This window comes from Bacillus sp. FSL W8-0116 (assembly GCF_038003825.1).
Lineage (GTDB): Bacteria > Bacillota > Bacilli > Bacillales > DSM-4216 > Bacillus_O > Bacillus_O smithii.
Map to the genome: position 1 here is coordinate 1,936,084 of NZ_JBBOPY010000001.1, position 20,212 is coordinate 1,956,295.

Annotated in this window: 14 protein-coding genes and 3 rRNA genes; 16 read left to right on the plus strand and 1 reads right to left on the minus strand. The window is 44.7% G+C overall.

All coding sequences use genetic code 11. The features are described from left to right. Positions 1-295 precede the first annotated feature (295 nt). From N1I86_RS09130 to rrf, 12 genes are all read left to right on the plus strand, one after another. Positions 296-1,063 (plus strand): type III pantothenate kinase, encoded by a 768-nt coding sequence (locus tag N1I86_RS09130; RefSeq protein ID WP_040340791.1) that lies wholly within the window; start codon positions 296-298, stop codon positions 1,061-1,063. A 14-nt stretch (positions 1,064-1,077) separates the two neighbouring features. Continuing rightward, positions 1,078-1,956: an Hsp33 family molecular chaperone HslO gene (hslO, locus tag N1I86_RS09135; RefSeq protein WP_003352288.1), complete on the plus strand. Its 879-nt coding sequence runs from the start codon at positions 1,078-1,080 to the stop codon at positions 1,954-1,956. A 249-nt stretch (positions 1,957-2,205) separates the two neighbouring features. Continuing rightward, positions 2,206-3,135, plus strand: coding sequence for a cysteine synthase A (gene cysK / locus N1I86_RS09140; protein WP_341095996.1), 930 nt, complete (start codon positions 2,206-2,208; stop codon positions 3,133-3,135). A 960-nt stretch (positions 3,136-4,095) separates the two neighbouring features. Further along, the gene (folP, locus tag N1I86_RS09145) at positions 4,096-4,917 is read left to right on the plus strand and encodes a dihydropteroate synthase (protein WP_081472993.1); all 822 of its coding nucleotides are present in this window, start codon (positions 4,096-4,098) and stop codon (positions 4,915-4,917) included. Beyond that, positions 4,910-5,281, plus strand: a complete 372-nt coding sequence (folB, locus tag N1I86_RS09150; protein WP_040340789.1) for a dihydroneopterin aldolase — start codon at positions 4,910-4,912, stop codon at positions 5,279-5,281. Before folP ends, folB begins: the two co-directional genes overlap by 8 nt. After that, a complete protein-coding gene (folK, locus tag N1I86_RS09155) occupies positions 5,274-5,801 on the plus strand; it encodes a 2-amino-4-hydroxy-6-hydroxymethyldihydropteridine diphosphokinase (RefSeq protein WP_003352283.1) in 528 nt (175 codons plus the stop codon). Before folB ends, folK begins: the two co-directional genes overlap by 8 nt. Then, complete coding sequence (locus N1I86_RS09160) at positions 5,753-5,959, plus strand: helix-turn-helix domain-containing protein (RefSeq protein ID WP_003352282.1); 207 nt, start codon at positions 5,753-5,755, stop codon at positions 5,957-5,959. The genes folK and N1I86_RS09160 overlap by 49 nt, the downstream gene beginning before the upstream one ends. A gap of 25 nt (positions 5,960-5,984) precedes the next feature. Continuing rightward, positions 5,985-6,980 carry a tRNA dihydrouridine synthase DusB gene (dusB, locus tag N1I86_RS09165; RefSeq protein ID WP_270584646.1) on the plus strand — a complete coding sequence of 332 codons (996 nt, stop codon included), beginning with the start codon at positions 5,985-5,987 and terminating at the stop codon, positions 6,978-6,980. A gap of 178 nt (positions 6,981-7,158) precedes the next feature. Next, complete coding sequence (gene lysS, locus N1I86_RS09170) at positions 7,159-8,646, plus strand: lysine--tRNA ligase (RefSeq protein WP_341095999.1); 1,488 nt, start codon at positions 7,159-7,161, stop codon at positions 8,644-8,646. 279 nt (positions 8,647-8,925) lie between these two features. Then, positions 8,926-10,480: ribosomal RNA gene (locus N1I86_RS09175) — 16S ribosomal RNA — on the plus strand. A 260-nt stretch (positions 10,481-10,740) separates the two neighbouring features. Further along, a 23S ribosomal RNA gene (locus N1I86_RS09180) occupies positions 10,741-13,673 on the plus strand. Positions 13,674-13,749: 76 nt separating this feature from the next. Then, a 5S ribosomal RNA gene (gene rrf, locus N1I86_RS09185) occupies positions 13,750-13,865 on the plus strand. The 16S, 23S and 5S rRNA genes sit together here, the layout of an rRNA operon. Before the next feature lie 298 nt (positions 13,866-14,163). Here rrf and N1I86_RS09190 read toward each other — a convergent pair. After that, a complete protein-coding gene (locus N1I86_RS09190; protein ID WP_003353085.1) occupies positions 14,164-15,345 on the minus strand; it encodes an IS701 family transposase in 1,182 nt (393 codons plus the stop codon). A gap of 279 nt (positions 15,346-15,624) precedes the next feature. Here N1I86_RS09190 and N1I86_RS09195 point away from each other — a divergent pair, with 279 nt between their 5' ends. The 4 genes from N1I86_RS09195 to clpC are packed head-to-tail and all read left to right on the plus strand — an operon-like array spanning position 15,625 to position 20,180. Beyond that, complete coding sequence (locus N1I86_RS09195) at positions 15,625-16,089, plus strand: CtsR family transcriptional regulator (RefSeq protein ID WP_371836624.1); 465 nt, start codon at positions 15,625-15,627, stop codon at positions 16,087-16,089. Positions 16,090-16,105: 16 nt separating this feature from the next. Beyond that, a complete protein-coding gene (locus tag N1I86_RS09200; protein ID WP_003354818.1) occupies positions 16,106-16,660 on the plus strand; it encodes a UvrB/UvrC motif-containing protein in 555 nt (184 codons plus the stop codon). Next, positions 16,650-17,720: a protein arginine kinase gene (locus tag N1I86_RS09205; RefSeq protein WP_048622356.1), complete on the plus strand. Its 1,071-nt coding sequence runs from the start codon at positions 16,650-16,652 to the stop codon at positions 17,718-17,720. The genes N1I86_RS09200 and N1I86_RS09205 overlap by 11 nt, the downstream gene beginning before the upstream one ends. A 15-nt stretch (positions 17,721-17,735) precedes the next feature. Beyond that, positions 17,736-20,180, plus strand: coding sequence for an ATP-dependent protease ATP-binding subunit ClpC (gene clpC / locus N1I86_RS09210; protein ID WP_341096001.1), 2,445 nt, complete (start codon positions 17,736-17,738; stop codon positions 20,178-20,180). Positions 20,181-20,212 lie beyond the last annotated feature (32 nt).

A 20,212-nucleotide genomic window follows, 5' to 3' on the forward strand; every position in this document is an offset into this window, starting at 1 on the left:
GAAATGAAGCAGATAAACTTTCGCGGCAAACTTGTTTCATGAATACAGATGGGAAAAGAGCAGAATGGTTTTTAACGACTTTTTTGAGTTGGATGTTTGCGATGAACGAATATGGATACGTCTCTGCAGTAGATGAACATGGATTTCAACAAGTTGGATTTTTCGTTTAGTTTACGGCTAGTATCAACGGGTATGTTCGGAAACTTTTCTGCAAGAGCCAATCTTTACGAAAATCGGATATTCTGTGATATGATGTTGACAGGAATTTTTAAGATTAATATGTGTGGTGAGTGGGTTGATTTTTGTATTGGATGTAGGAAATACTAATACAGTATTAGGGGTATATGAAAAGGACGAATTAAAATTCCATTGGCGAATCGAAACGAACCGGAGTAAAACGGAAGATGAATACGGCATGTTGGTGAAATCTCTTTTTGAGCATGTGGGGATTCGGTTTGAAGATATTCATGGTATTATCATTTCATCGGTAGTCCCTCCTATTATGTTTTCCTTAGAGAGAATGTGTCAAAAGTATTTTCATGTGAACCCGCTGATTGTAGGTCCAGGAATTAAAACGGGGCTGGATATTAAATACGACAATCCGCGTGAAGTAGGAGCGGATCGAATTGTGAATGCGGTTGCCGGGATACACGAATACGGAAGTCCGTTAATTATCGTCGATTTTGGTACGGCAACTACTTATTGTTATATCAATGAGAAGGAACAGTATATGGGAGGAGCTATTGCCCCGGGCATTGGTATTTCCACGGAAGCTTTATATACTAGGGCATCAAAACTGCCCCGGATAGAAATTGCGGCACCCGACCATATCATTGGAAAAAGTACGGTTGCAGCCATGCAGTCCGGGATTTTTTATGGGTTTGTAGGACAGGTTGACGGCATTGTCAGTCGAATGAAAGCATATAGCAAAATTGAGCCGAAAGTGATTGCCACCGGGGGATTGGCCTCGCTTATTGCCAATGAATCGGAAACCATCGATCACGTTGATCCGTTTTTGACGTTGAAAGGCTTGAGACTCATTTATAAGCGAAACATGGAATAGGAAAGGAGAAACATATGAGTGATTATTTAATAAAAGCCCTTGCTTTTGATGGCAAGGTCCGTGCTTATGCTGCCAATACAACCAACACAGTCGGAGAAGCACAAAGAAGACATTACACATGGCCTACAGCATCTGCAGCATTAGGGCGTACTATGACAGCCGGGGTCATGATGGGTTCCATGATGAAAGGAAACGCCAAAGTGACCATTAAAGTGGATGGCGGAGGCCCTATCGGGATTATTTTAGTAGACAGCGACGCGAACGGAAATGTCCGCGGCTATGTCACCAATCCTCAAACCCATTTCGATTTAAATGAACATGGAAAACTTGATGTCCGCCGTTCTGTTGGGACCTCAGGAACACTTACAGTCGTGAAAGATCTTGGATTAAGAGAAAATTTTTCCGGACAAGTTCCGATTGTATCCGGTGAACTTGGTGAAGATTTTACTTATTATTTTGCTTCCTCTGAACAAATCCCTTCTTCTGTCGGTGTGGGAGTCTTGGTGAATCCTGACAATTCGATTCTGGCTGCCGGAGGATTTATTATTCAATTGATGCCTGGCACCGATGATGATACGATTGACAGGATAGAAGAACGACTCAAAACGATTCCGCCCATTTCAAAGCTCATTCAGAATGGATTAACTCCGGAAGAAATTTTATTTGAAATTCTTGGGAAAGACAAAGTAAAAATACTGGATAAAATACCTGTTCAATTTAAGTGCAATTGTTCTAAGGAACGTTTTGCGACTGCCATTATTGGGCTGGGAAAAGAGGAAATTCAAGACATGATCGATGAAGATGGCCAAGCGGAAGCGCAATGTCATTTTTGCAATGAGAAATATGTATTTACTAAAGACGAATTGGAAGCCATGCTGCAAGAAGCAAAATAAAGACCATCTATTGGGCGGGAAATTTTCCCGCCCGTTTTGATAATAGGGCTGTTGTTCCTTTTTTGGATACTTAAGATAGTATTCTCTATTAGATCATATTTTTTTAAAATAATGTATTTTCCGTTTAAATCCAAAGATTTTTTTTGTTTTATTATAAATTTCAGACATTATCAATTGACATTTTGATAATTTATTGGTAAATTATCTACGATAATACCAATAAAATTACTCGGTTTTGAGGTGATCGAAGTGGCAAAAATTGCAAATTCCATTACAGAATTGATCGGGAATACGCCGATTGTAAAGCTGAACAGAATTGTCGATGCCGATTCAGCTGATGTTTATTTAAAATTAGAGTATTTCAATCCGGGCAGCAGCGTAAAAGATCGTATTGCATTGGCCATGATCGAAGCGGCTGAAAAATCAGGAAAACTTCAACCTGGCGGAACGATCATTGAGCCTACAAGCGGAAACACCGGGATCGGACTTGCTATGGTAGCTGCGGCGAAAGGCTATCCTGCGATTTTTGTTATGCCGGAAACGATGAGTTTAGAACGTCGCAACCTTCTGAAAGCATATGGAGCTCAACTTGTTCTTACTCCAGGTCCCGAAGGAATGAAAGGCGCCATCAAAAAAGCAGAAGAGCTCGCTAAAGAAAATGGCTATCTGTTGCTTCAACAATTCGAAAACCTTGCTAACCCGGAAATTCATCGTCGAACGACCGGTAAAGAAATTGTAGAACAGTTCGGTGATGAACAACTGGACGCATTTGTAGCCGGTATCGGTACAGGCGGAACCATTACGGGAACAGGCCAAGTGCTGAAAGAAAAATATCCGAATATTAAAATTTATGCAGTAGAACCAGCAGATTCCCCGGTTTTATCCGGAGGACAACCTGGCCCACATAAAATTCAAGGAATTGGGGCAGGCTTCGTTCCTAGAGTTTTAGATACCGATGTTTATGACGAAGTGATTACGGTAACTACTGAACAAGCATTCGATTCTGCAAGAAAAGCTTCACTGAATGAAGGAGTGCTCGGAGGCATTTCTGCTGGCGCTGCCATTTATGCGGCTCTTCAAGTCGCCAAAAAGTTAGGAAAAGGCAAAAAAGTTTTGGCGATTGTTCCAGACAATGGGGAACGCTACTTAAGCACACCGCTTTATCAATTTGAAAACTAAGCTTTGAAAAAGCAAGCCGAAATGGCTTGCTTTTTTTTATGTGCGCCCGGCATGTACATGAACTATAGGGTGTAAGCCCCGAACCCCGAAGACAGAAGTAGAGGTTAGCCAAGAGCAAGGGTGTCCGTGGTGACGCGGAATCTGAAGGAAGCTGGAGGCAAAACACCGGTCCGAGGAACACGAACCTCATATAAGGCTAGGTATGATGGAGTGAGTTTGCATAACAAAACAAAGCCCTTTCTGTCGAAGGTCATATCGAGTAAATGAGGCGGATAGATGGTGTGAAAGTGCATGTACTTACCCGGGGAGGTCTGGCGGATATGTGAAGTACTCTTCATAACCTACTTAGTGATAAGTAGCTGAACCGTCAGAAGTCAGCAGAGGTCATAGTATTAGTTGGTCTAGAACAACTAAGAAGGACCGAACAATTAAGAGAGAATAGCCCTTGGTATTCAGTGAGTCATGATGAACACAGAAAACGTAGTACCTCACTTGAGGGAGGAAGCGGTGAATCCCGTGGGAGACCTCTTGGAGGGTGGAGTGACCACTGGCATAAAGAGAATAGCTATTCACGGAAGTTATAAAGACTTGCGTCAATTATCTTAATTGAACCGCCGTATACGGAACCGTACGTACGGTGGTGTGAGAGGACGGGAGTTAATCGCTCCCTCCTACTCGATCCCTGTATTTCCTTGCATCCATCAACCCCCCTTAAGCTCGTAGGAATAACAACGCGGGGCATTAGTCTATCATTTTCCCTCAAAAAACCTTCCGGAATCGATTTCCACAACTTTACATGAATAGTAGCAATGAATAGTTTTTCGTTGATTACGGGCTGTTTTTGGTTTATAAAAACACCCGCGCGGCTTGCATCTGATTTGCCATCGTTTTTTCAAAAATTATGCTACAATAAGTCCAAAAGAGAAGTTCTAACGTGCTAAGGGGATGATTCATATGAAAATGCTTGCGGGGCGCTTTCGGTTCGATTTTGATAAAAAAACGTATATTATGGGGATTTTAAATGTAACCCCTGATTCTTTTTCGGATGGCGGCAAGTTTTATTCGGTGGAGGATGCAGTATCTCATGCTATCGAGATGGTACAAGATGGAGCAGGGATTATCGATGTAGGAGGAGAATCTACACGTCCCGGCCATAAGCCTGTTTCGATAGAGGAAGAATTGCGAAGGGTGATTCCGGTCATTCAAGAAGTATCCAAGCGAGTAGATGCGCCTATTTCCATTGACACCTTTAAGGCGAGGACGGCAGCGGAAGCGATTGAAGCAGGTGCCCATATAATTAATGATGTTTGGGGGGCCAAACAAGACCCGGAAATTGCGGATGTGGCAGCGGAAAAAAAAGTGCCGATCATTTTGATGCATAACCGCCCTAATATGGATTATGAAAATTTTGTAAGAGATGTTTTGTTTGATTTATATGAAAGTATTGAGATAGCGAAAAAAGCGGGTGTTCCCGACGATAAAATCATTTTGGATCCGGGTATTGGTTTTGCAAAAGATAGAGATCAAGATATGCTGTTGATGCAAAATCTCGATAAAATTGTGGCTCTTGGCTATCCTGTACTTTTAGCTACTTCTAGAAAAAGAGTAATTGGGCATGTGCTGGACCTTCCGGTAGAAGAAAGGATGGAAGGGACAGGCGCAACTTGTTTATTTGGCATGCAAAAAGGATGTCATATCGTACGTGTACACGATGTGAAACCGATCAGCCGAATGGTGAAAATGATGGATGCACTAATGGGAAAAGGTGAGAGGATTGGATAAAGTGATCTTAAAAGGGATGGGATTTTACGCCTATCACGGGGTCTATCCCGAAGAAAACCGGCTAGGACAACGGTTCGAAGTGGACGCAGAATTACGGTTATCTTTAAAAAAAGCAGGAGAAACAGACGATTTAACTCAATCAGTCAATTATGCTGAAGTTTACATGGTTTGTAAAGAAATCATGGAGAAACAGACTTTTCGATTGGTGGAAACGGCTGCGGAGACAATCGCTAGACAAATATTAGAAAAGTTTCCGATTGTAAATGAATGCACCATTAAGGTGGTGAAACCCAATCCTCCCATCCCGGGCCATTACAATTATGTAGCGGTAGAGATTACTAGAGGCAGGGAAAATCATGAATAATATTGCATATTTATCGCTTGGTTCAAATCTCGGCGATCGGATGAATTATTTGAAACATGCCATTCAGGCATTGGCTTGTCATCCGAAGATAAACGTTCTGGCCATTTCTTCCGTTTATGAAACGGATCCGGTCGGATATACTGATCAAGGGAAGTTTTTAAATATGGCAGTCAAAATAAAAACATCGCTTGATGCCGAAGAATTGCTGGAAACTTGCCTGGAAATTGAAAAGTCGCTAGGGAGAGTAAGAGAAACAAAATGGGGGCCAAGAACGATCGATCTTGACATTTTGCTTTATAATAATGAAAATAGGAAAACAGATCGTTTGATCATACCGCACCCACGAATGCACGAAAGGTTGTTTGTACTTATTCCGATTTTAGAAATCGATCCTTTTTTAAAGATCCCGACAATAGATAAACCTTTAATTGACATATTAGAACAAATTCCAAACAAAGAAGGGGTACGGTTATGGAAACAGATAAATGGGGAAGACGTATACGCGCTTTTCGAAAGCTAAAGGGATATACTCAAGAGGGATTGGCGAATGAATTAGGAATTTCGGTTTCGGTTTTAGGAGAGATTGAAAGGGGAAACCGCTTGCCGACAGAGGATTTTTTAAGGCAAGTGGCTGAATGCCTGCAAATTTCAATGGAAGAGCTTAACCCTTCCGACTAAATAAACGTAAAAGGGGATAGAGCATATGCTTAAAATAGGAAATATCGAAATGAAAAACCCGGTGGTTCTTGCGCCGATGGCTGGCGTTTGCAACTCGGCTTTTCGATTGACAGTAAAAGAGTTTGGCGCAGGGCTTGTTTATGCGGAAATGGTGAGTGACAAGGGAATAATTTTTAAAAACGAAAAAACAATGAACATGCTCTATATTGATGAACGCGAAAAACCGCTTAGTCTGCAGATTTTTGGGGGAGAAAAAGAATCCCTCGTAGAAGCGGCCAAGTTCGTTGATAAAAATACGAACGCTGATATTATTGATATCAATATGGGATGTCCAGTGCCAAAAATTACAAAATGTGATGCTGGGGCAAAATGGTTGCTTGACCCCAATAAAATTTATGAAATGGTAGCCGCTGTTGTTGACGCAGTGGAAAAACCGGTTACCGTTAAAATGAGAATAGGCTGGGATGAGGAACATATCTATGCAGTGGAAAATGCGCAAGCAGTAGAACGCGCAGGTGGACAAGCGGTTGCCGTTCATGGAAGAACAAGAGCTCAAATGTACGAAGGCACGTCAAACTGGGACATTATCCGTGAAGTAAAACAAGCTGTAAGCATCCCTGTCATCGGTAACGGTGATGTCAGTACGCCGCAGGATGCAAAAAGAATGCTTGAAGAAGTAGGCTGCGATGGCGTCATGATAGGGAGAGCAGCACTTGGGAATCCTTGGATGATTTATCGGACCGTTAAATATCTCGAAACTGGAGAGTTAATTGGTGAACCTACCCCGAGAGAAAAGATCGATGTCTGCATTCTTCACTTGGATCGTTTGATTGCTTTGAAAAATGAAGAAATTGCTGTTAGAGAAATGAGAAAACACGCGTCATGGTATTTAAAAGGAATTCGCGGAAACGCCAAAGTCAGAAATGCGATTAATGCCTGCACGACTCGAGACGAACTCGTCAATCTGCTGACTTCTTTTGTGGAAGAACTAGAAGAAAAACAATCTGTTCAAGCAGGATGAATAGAAACTGCCAACTTATTGGCAGTTTTTTTGTAAGGAAGTTTTCCATAAACATTGCTATTTGGGACAAATAAATTATAAAATAATAGGGATGTCTATATATGAAGAACATGCACAATCGTAAATGTATAAACGTGCGACCATCAATAAATAAATATCAGATGTAGGAGTGAAAAAAATGAGTCATGAAGATACACATGATCAATTTGCTGTAAGAAGAGAAAAATTAGAATCTCTTCGCAGTAAAGGAATCGATCCGTTCGGCAAACGCTTCGAACGCACGCATCTATCTCAAGAAATAAGATCTGAATATGAAGCTCTTGAAAATGAAGAATTAGAGAATAAAAACGTAAAAGTAGCGGTGGCCGGAAGAATTATGACAAAACGCGGCAAAGGGAAAGCAGGTTTTGCTCATATACAGGATTTGACCGGCCAAATTCAAATTTATGTACGCAAAGATAATGTTGGAGACAGCGAATACGATTTGTTTAAAACAGCAGATTTAGGAGATATCGTTGGCGTTACAGGTACTGTTTTTAAAACAAAAGTCGATGAACTATCGATCAAAGTGGACCACTTTGAACTCTTAACCAAATCTCTTCGCCCGCTCCCTGATAAATTCCACGGATTAAAAGATGTCGAACAACGCTACCGCCAGCGCTACTTGGATTTAATCGTCAATCCTGAAAGCAAACAAACGTTTATTACAAGAAGCTTAATCATTCAATCGATGCGCCGGTATTTGGATGCTCACGGCTACCTTGAAGTAGAAACGCCTATGATGCATGCGATTGCCGGAGGAGCAGCAGCCCGTCCATTTATTACTCATCATAACGCTTTGGACATGCCTTTGTATATGCGCATTGCCATTGAGCTTCATCTAAAGCGCCTAATTGTTGGAGGGTTAGAAAAGGTATATGAAATCGGACGAGTTTTTAGAAACGAAGGGATTTCAACTCGTCATAACCCCGAGTTCACCATGATAGAGTTATATGAAGCTTATGCTGATTATACGGATATCATGAAGCTTACAGAAAATTTAATCTCTCATATAGCGCAAGAAGTGCTGGGAACTCAAGTTATCCAGTATGGGGAACATACGGTTGATCTTACCCCTGAGTGGAGACGTCTGCACATGGTCGATGCTATTAAAGAATATACAGGCGTTGACTTCTGGAAACAAATGAGCGATGAAGAGGCTCGTGCGTTGGCGAAAGAACATAATATTGAGATAACAGATAATATGAAATTCGGTCATATTGTTAATGAATTTTTTGAACAACGAGTGGAAGACAAACTCATTCAACCTACTTTTGTTTATGGCCATCCTGTGGAAATTTCTCCTTTGGCTAAGAAAAACGAAAAAGATCCAAGATTTACGGATCGCTTTGAATTGTTTATTGTTGGTCGCGAACATGCCAATGCATTTACGGAATTAAATGACCCGATTGATCAGCGTCAGCGTTTTGAAGCTCAGTTAAAAGAACGCGAACAAGGCAATGATGAAGCTCATATGATGGATGAAGATTTTGTGGAAGCTCTGGAATACGGAATGCCGCCTACAGGCGGTTTGGGAATCGGTGTGGACCGCTTGGTTATGTTGTTAACCAACTCACCGTCCATTCGGGATGTGCTGCTTTTCCCATTAATGCGTCAAAGAGATTAAGAGAGACTGTGGCTGCTGAAACTGCTGCGTGCATTATTTTCAGCAGCCGTTTTTTATTAAAAAAATACTTGCGCATTTTCTGAACAGGTGATATATTTATTTTCGTTGTCGCTGTTAAATCACGCACGATCAAAGATCTTTCAAAAAAAGTATTGACGTTGTGTGAGAAGAGTGATAATATATAAAGGTCGCTGATTTGCGAACAGAATGGATCCTTGAAAACTGAACAAAACGAAGCGTAAATCAATGTTTCGATAGAAACAAGCCAAGTCAAATTTCTTTTTGGAGAGTTTGATCCTGGCTCAGGACGAACGCTGGTGGCGTGCCTAATACATGCAAGTCGAGCGAACTTTCAAGAAGCTTGCTTTTTGAAAGTTAGCGGCGGACGGGTGAGTAACACGTGGGCAACCTGCCTGCAAGACGGGGATAACTCCGGGAAACCGGGGCTAATACCGGATAATACCTTCCTTCGCATGAAGGAAGGTTGAAAGGCGGCGCAAGCTGCCGCTTGCAGATGGGCCCGCGGCGCATTAGCTAGTTGGTGAGGTAACGGCTCACCAAGGCGACGATGCGTAGCCGACCTGAGAGGGTGATCGGCCACACTGGGACTGAGACACGGCCCAGACTCCTACGGGAGGCAGCAGTAGGGAATCTTCCGCAATGGACGAAAGTCTGACGGAGCAACGCCGCGTGAGCGAAGAAGGTCTTCGGATCGTAAAGCTCTGTTGTCAGGGAAGAACAAGTACCGTTCGAACAGGGCGGTACCTTGACGGTACCTGACCAGAAAGCCACGGCTAACTACGTGCCAGCAGCCGCGGTAATACGTAGGTGGCAAGCGTTGTCCGGAATTATTGGGCGTAAAGCGCGCGCAGGCGGTCTCTTAAGTCTGATGTGAAAGCCCACGGCTCAACCGTGGAGGGTCATTGGAAACTGGGAGACTTGAGTGCAGAAGAGGAGAGCGGAATTCCACGTGTAGCGGTGAAATGCGTAGAGATGTGGAGGAACACCAGTGGCGAAGGCGGCTCTCTGGTCTGTAACTGACGCTGAGGCGCGAAAGCGTGGGGAGCGAACAGGATTAGATACCCTGGTAGTCCACGCCGTAAACGATGAGTGCTAAGTGTTAGAGGGCTTCCACCCTTTAGTGCTGCAGCTAACGCATTAAGCACTCCGCCTGGGGAGTACGGCCGCAAGGCTGAAACTCAAAGGAATTGACGGGGGCCCGCACAAGCGGTGGAGCATGTGGTTTAATTCGAAGCAACGCGAAGAACCTTACCAGGTCTTGACATCCTTCGCTACCTCTAGAGATAGAGGGTTCCCCTTCGGGGGACGGAGTGACAGGTGGTGCATGGTTGTCGTCAGCTCGTGTCGTGAGATGTTGGGTTAAGTCCCGCAACGAGCGCAACCCTTGACCTTAGTTGCCAGCATTCAGTTGGGCACTCTAAGGTGACTGCCGGTGACAAACCGGAGGAAGGTGGGGATGACGTCAAATCATCATGCCCCTTATGACCTGGGCTACACACGTGCTACAATGGATGGTACAAAGGGTCGCGAAACCGCGAGGTGGAGCCAATCCCAAAAAACCATTCTCAGTTCGGATTGCAGGCTGCAACTCGCCTGCATGAAGCCGGAATCGCTAGTAATCGCGGATCAGCATGCCGCGGTGAATACGTTCCCGGGCCTTGTACACACCGCCCGTCACACCACGAGAGTTTGCAACACCCGAAGTCGGTGAGGTAACCCTTACGGGAGCCAGCCGCCGAAGGTGGGGCAGATGATTGGGGTGAAGTCGTAACAAGGTAGCCGTATCGGAAGGTGCGGCTGGATCACCTCCTTTCTAAGGAAGAAGAAAAGCAGAGGCGACTGTTCAGGTGCGACAAGCACAAGACAGCTTGCGAGGAGGTAGTATTTCAACCACCGCAGCAAGATGGATTGTGACCTCGAGCACCTAGGAGCCGGAGCTGGACAGATATCAATTGTACGCTTTCGTTTTGTTCAGTTTTGAAGGATTTCATCCTTCGCACTTGTTCCTTGAAAACTAGATAGAAGAAAGAAGCAGCATAAACCGAGTATCGCCATCTAGGATAGAACCAACATGGTTAAGTTAGAAAGGGCGCACGGTGGATGCCTTGGCACTAGGAGCCGATGAAGGACGGGACTAACTCCGAAAAGCTCCGGGGAGCTGTACGTAAGCGTTGATCCGGAGATTTCCGAATGGGGAAACCCGCTGCCCGTAATGGGGCAGCATCCTTGCCTGAATCCATAGGGTAAGGAAGGCAACCCGGGGAACTGAAACATCTAAGTACCCGGAGGAAGAGAAAGCAACAGCGATTCCCTGAGTAGCGGCGAGCGAAACGGGAACAGCCCAAACCAGAAGGCTTGCCTTCTGGGGTTGTAGGACACCAATGGTGGAGTCACAAAGGAACGAGGTAGACGAAGAGGTCTGGAAAGGCCCGTCAGAGAAGGTAACAACCCTGTAGTCGAAACTTCGTTCCCTCCCTGGTGGATCCTGAGTACGGCGGGACACGAGGAATCCCGTCGGAAGCTGGGAGGACCATCTCCCAAGGCTAAATACTCCCTAGTGACCGATAGTGAACCAGTACCGTGAGGGAAAGGTGAAAAGCACCCCGGGAGGGGAGTGAAAGAGAACCTGAAACCGTGTGCCTACAAGTAGTCAGAGCCCGTTTACGGGTGATGGCGTGCCTTTTGTAGAATGAACCGGCGAGTTGCGATCTCATGCGAGGTTAAGTCGAAAAGACGGAGCCGCAGCGAAAGCGAGTCTGAACAGGGCGCATGAGTATGGGGTCGCAGACCCGAAACCAGGTGATCTACCCATGTCCAGGGTGAAGGTGAGGTAACACTTACTGGAGGCCCGAACCCACGCACGTTGAAAAGTGCGGGGATGAGGTGTGGGTAGGGGTGAAATTCCAATCGAACTTGGAGATAGCTGGTTCTCTCCGAAATAGCTTTAGGGCTAGCCTCAAGGGAAGAGTCTTGGAGGTAGAGCACTGTTTGGACTAGGGGCCCTCATCGGGTTACCGAATTCAGACAAACTCCGAATGCCAGCGACTTATCCTTGGGAGTCAGACTGCGAGTGATAAGATCCGTGGTCAAAAGGGAAACAGCCCAGACCGCCAGCTAAGGTCCCAAAGTATACGTTAAGTGGAAAAGGATGTGGAATTGCTTAGACAACCAGGATGTTGGCTTAGAAGCAGCCACCATTTAAAGAGTGCGTAATAGCTCACTGGTCGAGTGATTCTGCGCCGAAAATGTACCGGGGCTAAACGTATCACCGAAGCTGCGGGTGGACACCTTCGGGTGTCCGCGGTAGGAGAGCGTTCTAAGGGCAGAGAAGCCAGACCGGAAGGACTGGTGGAGCGCTTAGAAGTGAGAATGCCGGTATGAGTAGCGAAAGAAGGGTGAGAATCCCTTCCACCGAATGCCTAAGGTTTCCTGAGGAAGGCTCGTCCTCTCAGGGTTAGTCGGGACCTAAGCCGAGGCCGACAGGCGTAGGCGATGGACAACAGGTTGATATTCCTGTACCACCTCTTTTCCGTTTGAGCGATGGGGGGACGCAGGAGGATAGGGTAAGCGCACGGTTGGATGTGCGTCCAAGCAGTGAGAGGGGCAGCGAGGCAAATCCCGTTGCCACTCACCTCAAGCTGTGACGGCGAGGGAAATATAGTACCGAAGTTCCTGATTCCACACTGCCAAGAAAAGCCTCTAGCGAGGAAAAAGGTGCCCGTACCGCAAACCGACACAGGTAGGCGAGGAGAGAATCCTAAGGTGTGCGAGAGAACTCTCGTTAAGGAACTCGGCAAAATGACCCCGTAACTTCGGGAGAAGGGGTGCTTTTTGGGGTGCATAGCCCCGAGAAGCCGCAGTGAATAGGCCCAGGCGACTGTTTAGCAAAAACACAGGTCTCTGCGAAGCCGTAAGGCGAAGTATAGGGGCTGACGCCTGCCCGGTGCTGGAAGGTTAAGGGGAGCGCTTAAAGCTTTGCTTGAAGGTGCGAACCGAAGCCCCAGTAAACGGCGGCCGTAACTATAACGGTCCTAAGGTAGCGAAATTCCTTGTCAGGTAAGTTCTGACCCGCACGAAAGGCGTAACGATCTGGGCACTGTCTCAACGAGAGACTCGGTGAAATTATAGTACCTGTGAAGATGCAGGTTACCCGCGACAGGACGGAAAGACCCCGTGGAGCTTTACTGCAGCCTGATATTGAATTTTGGTACAGCTTGTACAGGATAGGTAGGAGCCTTGGAAGCCGGAGCGCCAGCTTCGGTGGAGGCGCCGGTGGGATACTACCCTGGCTGTACTGAAATTCTAACCCGCACCCCTGATCGGGGTGGGAGACAGTGTCAGGTGGGCAGTTTGACTGGGGCGGTCGCCTCCTAAAAGGTAACGGAGGCGCCCAAAGGTTCCCTCAGAATGGTTGGAAATCATTCGCAGAGTGCAAAGGCAGAAGGGAGCTTGACTGCGAGACCTACAAGTCGAGCAGGGACGAAAGTCGGGCTTAGTGATCCGGTGGTTCCGTATGGAAGGGCCATCGCTCAACGGATAAAAGCTACCCCGGGGATAACAGGCTTATCTCCCCCAAGAGTCCACATCGACGGGGAGGTTTGGCACCTCGATGTCGGCTCATCGCATCCTGGGGCTGTAGTCGGTCCCAAGGGTTGGGCTGTTCGCCCATTAAAGCGGTACGCGAGCTGGGTTCAGAACGTCGTGAGACAGTTCGGTCCCTATCCGTCGCGGGCGCAGGAAATTTGAGAGGAGCTGTCCTTAGTACGAGAGGACCGGGATGGACGCACCGCTGGTGTACCAGTTGTCTCGCCAGAGGCATCGCTGGGTAGCTATGTGCGGAAGGGATAAGTGCTGAAAGCATCTAAGCATGAAGCCCCCCTCAAGATGAGATTTCCCATTTCTTCGGAAAGTAAGATCCCTGAAAGATGATCAGGTAGATAGGTCCGAGGTGGAAGCGTGGTGACACGTGGAGCTGACGGATACTAATCGATCGAGGACTTAACCAAAAGAAAGCGCGAAATCGGTGAAACTGCTTCTTCTATCTAGTTTTGAAGGAACAATCGTTCCGACAACTGCATACCGTCTGGTGGCGATGGCGAAGAGGTCACACCCGTTCCCATCCCGAACACGGAAGTTAAGCTCTTCAGCGCCGATGGTAGTGAGGGGTTTCCCCTTGCGAGAGTAGGACGCTGCCAGGCAGAAAATCCCATTACAATCGTAATGGGTTTTTTTGTGCACCAAGAATGGGAGCAATTTATTTGCGTTAAATTTCATTGAAACGCCGTCTATCGGACAGGAGGTGCTAATCCCCTTTTTTCGTACTCAATTATCGAGCAAAATCTAGTATTTTTTAATTTGTTCTTTTCTTTTTGCGCCAAAAAAGAATAAAATGGCCGAGAATTGTTAACATTATTGATCGTAAGAATAAAATAACTGTAGATGAGCATTTTTATTAACAATGATTACCATACGAAAAAGAGACAAACGGGGTACCCCTTATGCCACGTGGAGCTGTTTTTTCACGGCATCAATGGGAATATTTTGTTTTGCTGCACGATAAATGAACTCCACGAGGCTATGTCCTTTTCTCTTGCGCAGGAGATCGAGCCCATCCGAAACATCACTGTTCGACTCGAACATGCTGTACACATACGCAAGTTGCACCAAGATCCAATACCGTTTCACCGCCCGACGCCCGCGAACGCGGTATCCATCGAGTTTCAGCTGGTCTTTCGCTTGACGGAAAAAACATTCGATCGACCAACGCTCGGCATAGTAGCACAAGATGTCTTCATCGCTTAGCTCGCGATCGGTGCTCAAGACGCAATGAAGATGTTTCGGTGTCATCGGCTGATCGGCTTTCCATGCGAGCAGCACCACGGCATCCTTGAGACCGTTCAGAGCACCTTCGTAGCGATACACCCGATAACGCTCTTTTCCCACCGTGACGAGGCGGGTATCCCGTGGCTCCATAGATTTGGCAAATTCCTTTGCTTGAATGGCCGTCCCTTTTGGATAGAGAATCCGATTCGTCTTGAGCATCGCGATGACGTGGAACCCTTTTTTCAAGCAGGCTCCCACGAGGGTTTTCGATGGATACCAAGAGTCCATGAGCACATAAACGGGTCGACTCACATCCAACGAAGAAAGCATCTCGATCGCGAGTTCCCCTTTGCTTTTCCCCGCCGTCTTGTCGTAGAGGCGAAAGGCAAAAGGAAACGCTTGGGTCATCGTATGAACCATGAGCCAAACGAGAGAATGTCCCCAGATCGACTTTTTCTCTGCGTGAGAATAGTGCCAATCACACCCTTGAATGGCGTGTGTTGCCCGTGACGAGGGCTTCGTTTTTTGGCAAATCGTATCATCGATCGAAACAAAAATGGGTTGATTCTCTCGTTTCGAGCTGCGTTCGACACGATGAAGCACCCACTGCTGGAGTTTGCGAAGCAACGTCTCTTCTTCCCATGGGCTTTTCGTGAAAAAATGGCTGAGTGTCGTGCGATGGTTCGGATGAAAACTCCCGTGATGTAGATCGGTCAGTGTTCCCGAAAAGCCCTTTGTAATCATCGCATCCACGATATGAACGAGATGCTTCATGACAGGTTTTGAGAAATAAAGTGCCAACCCCAACATCGTCAAAAACTTGTGGATTCCTAGGTGATGTGCTAATCTATTCATGAGACATGAACCCCCTTGTGAGTAGTTGTGGCACATCTATTCTAACCAAGGAATCGGGTTCATGTCTTCTTTTTTGTTTGGTTGTAAATTTATGTTAGCGAATTTGCTCATCTACAGTAAAATAATTGAAAAGAGAAATGACTTTTGCGGCAAGTCGATTTGCAGCATTCATTTTTTTGTTATGAAAAAGCGGATCATACATACTTAAAAATTGCCAAACAAGAGTTATTTCCGTTATAATTAATGTCAAATATAGTCAAAGTCAGAAGAGGAGGAGGCTTGGTGAGAAACATATCGGACATTATTGAAAATTACTTAAAAAAAGTTTTAGAAATGAGCGAAAGTGAAATTGTAGAAATAAAAAGAAGTGAAATTGCCGATAAATTTCAATGTGTCCCTTCTCAAATTAATTATGTGATAAACACAAGATTTACGATTGAAAGAGGCTATTTAGTGGAAAGCAAAAGAGGCGGCGGTGGATATATACGCATCATGAAAGTTCAGACTCATGATCAATCCCACTTAATAGACCAGTTGATTTCCTTAGTCGGGAATCGAATTTCTCAAGCGAACGCCGAACAGATTGTATATAGATTAGTGGAAGAAGAGGTTATTTCCAAAAGGGAAGCCAAAATTATGATCAGTGTTATGGATCGCTCTGTTTTATATATTGATTTGCCGGAGCGGGACGAGTTAAGAGCGAGAATGCTTAAGGCGATGCTTTTAACTTTAAAATTCAAGTAATGGAGAGGTGAATATTGTGATATGCCAGGAATGTCATCTGCGCCCAGCCACTCTTCATTTCACAAAGATCATTAACGGAGAAAAAACAGAATTTCATTTGTGTGAGCATTGTGCAAAAGAAAAAGGGGAATTTTCTTTTTTTGGAGGAAGCCAAGGGTTTTCCATTAACAACCTTCTAGCGGGATTGTTTAACGTTGAGCCTGTTTTTCAAAAGGTAGATCAGAATCCTTTTGTTCAGCCGGATGAATTGCAATGCGACTATTGTCATATGACGTTTCAACAATTTGTGAATACAGGGAAATTTGGCTGTTCGCATTGTTACAAAACGTTTGCGGACCATATAGATTCTATATTAAAACGACTACATGGAGGAAATAATGCTCATCATGGCAAAATCCCTAAACGAAAAGGAGGAGCCCTGCACTTAAAAAAGAAAATTGCCCATTTGAAGCAGCAACTTCAGTCGTTAGTAGCTAAAGAGGAGTTTGAAAAAGCGGCGCAAGTCCGTGATGAAATTCGCTCTCTTGAAAGTCAAATCAATCAAGAGGGAGGAGAAAATCATGTCTCTTGAGAAATTTATTAATCATGCTGTAAGTTCTTGGATGAAAAACGAAGGCCCTCACTCTGACATCGTATTGAGTTCCCGAATCAGGCTGGCTCGGAATTTAGAAAATCATCAATTTCCTACCGTTTTTTCTGGCGATGAGGCGATGAAAGTCGTGCATGAAGTGGGAGAGGCTTTAAAAAGGTTTCCCGGGATGAATGAAAATCCTCTGGAATTGCTGTTAATGAATGAACTGCAGCCGCTTCAAAAAAGAGTGCTTGTAGAAAAGCATCTCATTAGTCCTCTTCTCGCAGAAGGTACCAATTACGGAGCTGTTTTTTTGTCAGAAAATGAAGATATCAGCATTATGGTGAACGAAGAAGATCATATTCGTATACAATGCCTGGCTTCTGGATTACAATTAAAGGAAACTTTAGTTAAAGCCAACCAAATTGATGATTTGATCGAAGAAAAAGTTCCATATGCTTTTGACGAAAAAATCGGCTATCTCACGAGTTGTCCCACAAATGTTGGCACCGGCCTTCGCGCATCCGTCATGGTTCATCTTCCGGCACTTGTCATGACTCAACAAATGAATCAGATCATTCCGGCAATTAATCAATTAGGACTGGTCGTCCGAGGAATTTATGGTGAAGGAAGCCAATCAGTGGGGAATTTATTCCAAATTTCTAATCAGCTGACATTAGGGAAATCAGAAGAGGAAATCGTTAACGATTTAATAAGCGTTGTTTCCCAAATTATTGATCAAGAAAGATCCGCTAGAGAAGCATTGGTCAAAACAAATCATATACAATTGGAAGACAGGATTTTCCGTTCCTATGGAGTGTTGGCCAATTCGCGTATTATTGAATCAAAAGAAGCAGCTCAATGTCTTTCCGATGTTAGATTAGGTATAGATTTAGGTTATATTAATACTATTTCTAAGAATGTTTTAAATGAATTATTGATTTTAACTCAGCCGGGATTTTTGCAACAGTATGCAGGAGCTTCGCTTCGCCCCGAGGAACGAGATGTACGCAGAGCGACATTGATTCGGGAAAAATTAAGACAGGAACATGGATATTAAAGGAGGAGAAAAGAGATGATGTTTGGGAGATTTACCGAAAGGGCTCAGAAAGTTCTGGCATTAGCTCAAGAAGAGGCAATCCGTCTTGGACACAATAATATCGGAACCGAGCATATTTTATTAGGGTTGGTAAGGGAAGGCGAAGGAATTGCGGCGAAGGCTCTTTACGGTTTAGGTTTGAGCCCTGAAAAAATTCAGAATGAAGTGGAGAATTTAATTGGGAAAGGCCAAGGAGTCGCCCAAACCATTCATTATACGCCAAGGGCTAAAAAAGTAATTGAGCTTTCAATGGATGAAGCCAGAAAACTGGGACATTCTTATGTTGGAACCGAGCATATTTTACTCGGGTTGATCCGAGAAGGCGAAGGTGTTGCGGCCCGCGTATTGAACAATTTAGGAATTAGTTTAAATAAAGCTCGTCAACAAGTGCTGCAGCTTTTAGGAAGCAATGAAACGCATGGGCATGCATCAGGATCGTCCGCCCATGCCAATACGCCGACACTGGATAGCTTGGCTAGAGATTTGACAGCTATTGCTCGCGACGGAAAACTTGATCCTGTGATCGGACGCAGTAAAGAAATTCAACGTGTGATTGAAGTGTTAAGCCGCAGAACGAAAAACAATCCAGTATTGATTGGTGAACCGGGTGTTGGGAAAACAGCCATTGCGGAAGGATTAGCCCAACAAATAGTCAATAATGAAGTGCCGGAAACTCTTCGTGATAAACGAGTTATGACATTGGATATGGGGACCGTTGTAGCCGGAACGAAATATCGAGGAGAATTTGAAGACCGTTTGAAAAAAGTCATGGATGAAATCCGGCAAGCAGGAAATATTATTTTGTTTATCGACGAGCTCCATACTTTAATCGGTGCGGGAGGAGCAGAAGGCGCCATTGACGCATCCAATATATTGAAGCCGGCATTGGCAAGAGGCGAGTTGCAATGTATTGGAGCAACAACATTAGATGAATATCGCAAATATATCGAAAAAGATGCTGCTTTGGAAAGACGCTTCCAGCCTATTCAAGTAGATGAACCGACCATTGAAGAATCGATTCAAATTTTAAAAGGGCTAAGAGATCGCTACGAAGCACATCACCGTGTATCCATTACAGATGAAGCGATTGAAGCGGCGGTTAAATTATCGGATCGTTATATTTCGGATCGTTTCTTGCCGGATAAAGCGATTGACCTTATTGATGAAGCAGGCTCGAAAGTAAGATTACGCTCCTTTACCACTCCTCCGAATTTAAAAGAACTGGAGCAAAAACTTGAAGAAATTAGAAAAGAAAAAGATGCAGCTGTACAAAGCCAAGAATTTGAAAAAGCAGCTTCTTTAAGAGACGCTGAGCAAAAATTGCGCGAGCAGTTGGAAGAAACGAAAAAATCTTGGAAAGAAAAACAAGGAAAAGAAAACAGCGAAGTGACGGTTGAAGATATTGCGACAGTTGTTTCCAGCTGGACAGGAATCCCTGTTTCCAAACTGGCACAAACTGAAACAGAAAGATTGTTAAATCTTGAAGAGATTTTACATTCGCGGGTCATTGGCCAGGAAGAAGCTGTAAAAGCGGTGGCTAAAGCTGTTCGCCGTGCACGGGCAGGATTAAAAGATCCAAAACGTCCAATCGGCTCCTTTATTTTCCTCGGACCGACCGGAGTTGGGAAAACAGAGCTGGCTAGAGCATTGGCGGAAGCCATGTTTGGCGATGAAGATGCTATGATCCGAATCGATATGTCAGAATATATGGAGAAACATTCGACTTCTCGTTTAGTTGGTTCTCCTCCTGGTTATGTCGGATTTGAGGAAGGCGGACAATTAACAGAAAAGGTTAGACGTAAGCCATATTCTGTTATATTGCTAGACGAAATTGAAAAAGCGCATCCGGATGTTTTCAACATTCTTCTTCAAGTATTAGAAGACGGCCGTTTAACTGATTCAAAAGGTAGAACGGTTGATTTCCGGAATACAGTTCTGATAATGACGTCCAATGTGGGCGCTGAAGCGTTGAAGAAAAACAAGTATGTTGGATTTAATATTCAGGACGGCGAGCAGGAATTTAAAGATATGAAAGGGAAAGTGCTGGAAGAACTCAAAAGAGCATTTCGTCCTGAATTTTTAAATCGAATTGACGAAATTATTGTGTTCCATTCGTTGGAAAAAGATCAATTGAAACAGATTGTTTCGTTAATGTCTGATCAATTAACCAAACGTTTGAAAGAGCAGCATATTGAGCTTGAACTGACCGATAAAGCAAAAGAGAAAATTGCCGAAGAAGGATACGATCCTGAATATGGAGCTCGTCCGTTGCGTCGGGCGATCCAGAAACATATTGAAGATCGGCTGTCGGAAGAACTTTTAAAAGGCAATATCCATCCAGGACAAAATGTCGTGATTGACGTGGAAAATAACGAATTCGTAGTAAAAACAAAACAACCGTCAATTGGAGTAATGGAATGACATCTAAAAAGTACCCTATCCCGATTCTGGAA

Coding starts and splice junctions, on each gene's coding strand:
- N1I86_RS09190 (WP_003353085.1), bottom strand. CDS start 15,345: ATGAATAGATTAGCACATCACCTAGGAATCCACAAGTTTTTGACGATG.
- folK (WP_003352283.1), top strand. CDS start 5,274: ATGAATAATATTGCATATTTATCGCTTGGTTCAAATCTCGGCGATCGG.
- dusB (WP_270584646.1), top strand. CDS start 5,985: ATGCTTAAAATAGGAAATATCGAAATGAAAAACCCGGTGGTTCTTGCG.
- lysS (WP_341095999.1), top strand. CDS start 7,159: ATGAGTCATGAAGATACACATGATCAATTTGCTGTAAGAAGAGAAAAA.
- hslO (WP_003352288.1), top strand. CDS start 1,078: ATGAGTGATTATTTAATAAAAGCCCTTGCTTTTGATGGCAAGGTCCGT.
- clpC (WP_341096001.1), top strand. CDS start 17,736: ATGATGTTTGGGAGATTTACCGAAAGGGCTCAGAAAGTTCTGGCATTA.
- N1I86_RS09160 (WP_003352282.1), top strand. CDS start 5,753: ATGGAAACAGATAAATGGGGAAGACGTATACGCGCTTTTCGAAAGCTA.
- folP (WP_081472993.1), top strand. CDS start 4,096: ATGCTTGCGGGGCGCTTTCGGTTCGATTTTGATAAAAAAACGTATATT.
- N1I86_RS09205 (WP_048622356.1), top strand. CDS start 16,650: ATGTCTCTTGAGAAATTTATTAATCATGCTGTAAGTTCTTGGATGAAA.